This window comes from Limnofasciculus baicalensis BBK-W-15, from assembly GCF_024178385.1.
Taxonomy (GTDB): domain Bacteria; phylum Cyanobacteriota; class Cyanobacteriia; order Cyanobacteriales; family Coleofasciculaceae; genus Limnofasciculus; species Limnofasciculus baicalensis.
This window is the reverse complement of the sequence record NZ_JAMZMM010000531.1, coordinates 1-3,078: the sequence shown is the minus strand read 5'-3', so window position 1 is coordinate 3,078 and position 3,078 is coordinate 1. Positions and strand designations below refer to the sequence as shown.

Below are 3,078 nucleotides of genomic sequence, written 5' to 3'. Positions count from 1 at the left end.
AACAACGAACAACGAACAACGAACAACGAACAACGAACAACGAACAACGAACAACAAACAACAAACAACAAACAACAAATAACAAATAACAAATTATGCCTGCACAATCTCCTCACCTAGTTGCTCTTCAAGCACCAAAAGATATTTCATTAAGTGAAATTGAAGCAGAATTGCGTAAAATTTGGCAAAGTTATGGTGAAGGGGATGATAGCCCCTCAGCAATACGAGCTACAACTTTTACGTTAGTTATTTACGAACCAGAAGAAACTCAACAATTATTATCGGCATTGGGCTATTATTCTGGTCCAGTTGATGGGATAGTTGGACCGAGAATGTTTGCGGCACTAAAAGCAGCACAAAAAGCTTACGGATTGCCAAGAACAGGGAAAGCTGATGAACAAACTAAGGTAAAATTGCGTGAAGAGTTTCACGAAAGATCTAAAAATGGGGCGACTGGTAATGCTCAAAGGCTAGAATATTCGCCAGATTTGGAAGGTGCTGGAATAGCAGATGCGATCGCAGCAGCTAATCCTTGCCGTATTATAGCTCTTTGTCCGATCGCAGATGACGATCGCGGCGTAACAACTCAAGTTTATGCCTCTTGCCCCATTCAAAAACACAGCCAAAGTACCTTGGTTTGCTGCGAATATATCACGCTGACGGGTACGTCTCAGGCTTTAGAACGAATCGGCGGTATTATTTCTGAATTGATGATTGGTGAATTGCCTAAATTTCTCTGGTGGAAAGGAAAACCAGATCCAGATTATGGCTTGTTTAAGCGACTATCTGCGAGTTGCAATAACATTATCATTGATTCCAGTTCTTTCCGTACCCCAGAGTCGGCGCTATCACAAATTCAAAATTTTATCCTCCAAGGAATTCCCATGGCGGATTTGAATTGGCGACGGTTAGCACCATGGCAAGAATTAACTGCTGAAGCTTTCGATCCACCGGAACGTCGTGCTGCTTTGGTAGAGTTAGATCGAGTAACTATCGATTACGAGAAAGGGAATCCTGCCCAAGCTTTAATGTTTCTAGGTTGGTTGGCTTCGCGTCTGCAATGGCGACCTATTTCTGCTCAGAAACATGGCGGTGATTACGATATTATGAAGGTTAACTTCACCAGTGCGGATCAACGAATGGTAGAAGCGGAGTTAGCTGGAATTCCGGTGGCAGATGTGGGTGAAATTTCCGGTGATTTGATTAGTTTGCGCTTGGGTTCAACTAATATGGAAGCAGACTGTTGTACAGTATTATGTTCAGAAACAACGGGCTGTATGCGAATGGAAGCAGGTGGCGGCGCACAATCTTGTCGCATTCATCAGGTATCACCTATGTTTGACCAAAAGACGGAACATTTATTGAGTCAACAATTGCAGCGTTGGGGACGGGAGATGCTCTATGAAGAAAGTATGGTAGTGACAGGGCATATTTTGCAATTAGTAATTGGCGATTAGTTATTGGTTGTTGGTTGTTAGTTGTTAGTTATTGGTTGTTAGTTATTGGTTGTTGGTTGTTGGTTGTTTAAGACTTACGCACACTCTTTTCAATTTTCTGTCATTGGAGAAGTAATAGCACGAAGCTCAAAAAATTTTAGTGATGTTATGCTTCGTAAGTCCTTTTGAGGAGATTTTTCTTAATTAGGAAAATATTTCTTTAACTGTAGAATCAAGATGTTAAAAAAAATTAAGATAAAAGGTTACAAATCAATTCAAGAAATGGAGTTAGAATTAGCACCTATTAATATTTTAATTGGGGCAAATGGGGCAGGTAAATCTAACTTTATTTCCTTTTTTAAATTATTGCGCTGGATGATGCAAAGTCCTGGGCAATTACAATTCTTTATCGGCAAATATGGAGGCGCAAACTGTCTACTCTTTGATGGGGCATCTGTCACGCCACAAATGGCAGCAGAACTCCATTTAGAAACAGATGCTGGCAGGAATGATTACTCTTTTCGGCTTTTTCATGCAGCTTCAGATACTTTGATATTTGCCGAAGAAAAATATCGTTTTTATCGTAACACTTTCAATAGTTTAGCGGATTACAAATCATTAGATGCAGGTCATAAAGAAGCAAAATTAGTTGACATATCCAATCTAGGCGATTCCACTGCTCAAAGCATTTTACGACTAATATGGAATAAAAATAATAAACATCATAGATCATAAATTTAGATTCTTGCTCACCCCCTGCAAACCATGACAATCGTTATCGCTGGCGAACGAAGTGGGGTAGGGAAAACAACAGTCACCCTTGCCCTACTTTCATCTTTATCTAGAAAATTCTGTAAAGTTCAATCCTTTAAAGTTGGTCCGGATTACATCGATCCGATGTTTCATACGGCGGTTACTGGGTATCCTTGCCGAAATTTAGACCCAGTTTTAACTTCGGAAAAATATGCTCAAGACTGTTTTTCCCGTCATATTCAATCAGTAGATTATGCTCTCGTTGAAGGCGTGATGGGGCTATTTGATGGGGCATCGGGAAAAAATGATTTTGCTAGTACAGCCCATATAGCAAGGTTATTAGAATTACCAGTTTTATTAGTATTAGATTGCAGTCGATTGTCTCGTTCAGTTGCTGCGATTGCTCACGGTTATCTTTCTTTCGATCCGAGAATTAAAATAGCCGGATTAGTGTTAAATAAAGTGGGGAGCGATCGTCATTTAGAACTCCTTAAAGATGCTCTAGAATCATTAAAAATACCAATTTTAGGAGTATTACGCCGTCAAGATAATATTACTATTCCAGATCGACATTTGGGTTTAATCCCTACTGAGGAATTAAAGCAAATGGATGAATTAATTGATAGACTGGCTGAATTAGGCGATCGCTGTTTTGATTGGGAACAGTTGTTAGATTTGATGCGGGTGGAGGGGAATGAGGTTTTTTTTAACGCAAAGGGCGCAAAGGAAGGCGCAAAGGTGCGCAAAGGTTTTTTGGGGAGATTTTCGAGTTTTCAAATCCTGGAAGGGCGAAGCATTTGGAGAGGAATCTTTGGGTTTAATCTAGATGTTATCCCCCAAATGCTTCGCCCCTACACTAGATTTGGAAATTTCAGTACATACCCCACTC

3 protein-coding genes are annotated in these 3,078 nt (G+C 40.1%); all 3 read left to right on the top strand.

Going from position 1 to position 3,078, the window contains the following annotated elements; translation table 11 throughout:
- The first annotated feature begins 95 nt into the window (after positions 1–95).
- Entirely contained in the window at positions 96–1,457 is a 1,362-nt protein-coding gene (gene opcA, locus NJ959_RS27725; protein WP_254014992.1) for a glucose-6-phosphate dehydrogenase assembly protein OpcA, read from the top strand.
- A 216-nt stretch (positions 1,458–1,673) separates the two neighbouring features.
- Positions 1,674–2,171, top strand: coding sequence for an AAA family ATPase (locus NJ959_RS27720; RefSeq protein WP_254014991.1), 498 nt, complete (start codon positions 1,674–1,676; stop codon positions 2,169–2,171).
- 30 nt (positions 2,172–2,201) lie between these two features.
- Positions 2,202–3,078: cobyrinic acid a,c-diamide synthase CobB (locus NJ959_RS27715; protein ID WP_254014990.1), on the top strand; the 877-nt coding region annotated here is incomplete at its 3' end.

Bases quoted from the DNA above. Each gene is read 5' to 3' on its own strand.
- opcA (WP_254014992.1), top strand. From the start codon at position 96: ATGCCTGCACAATCTCCTCACCTAGTTGCTCTTCAAGCACCAAAAGAT.
- NJ959_RS27720 (WP_254014991.1), top strand. From the start codon at position 1,674: ATGTTAAAAAAAATTAAGATAAAAGGTTACAAATCAATTCAAGAAATG.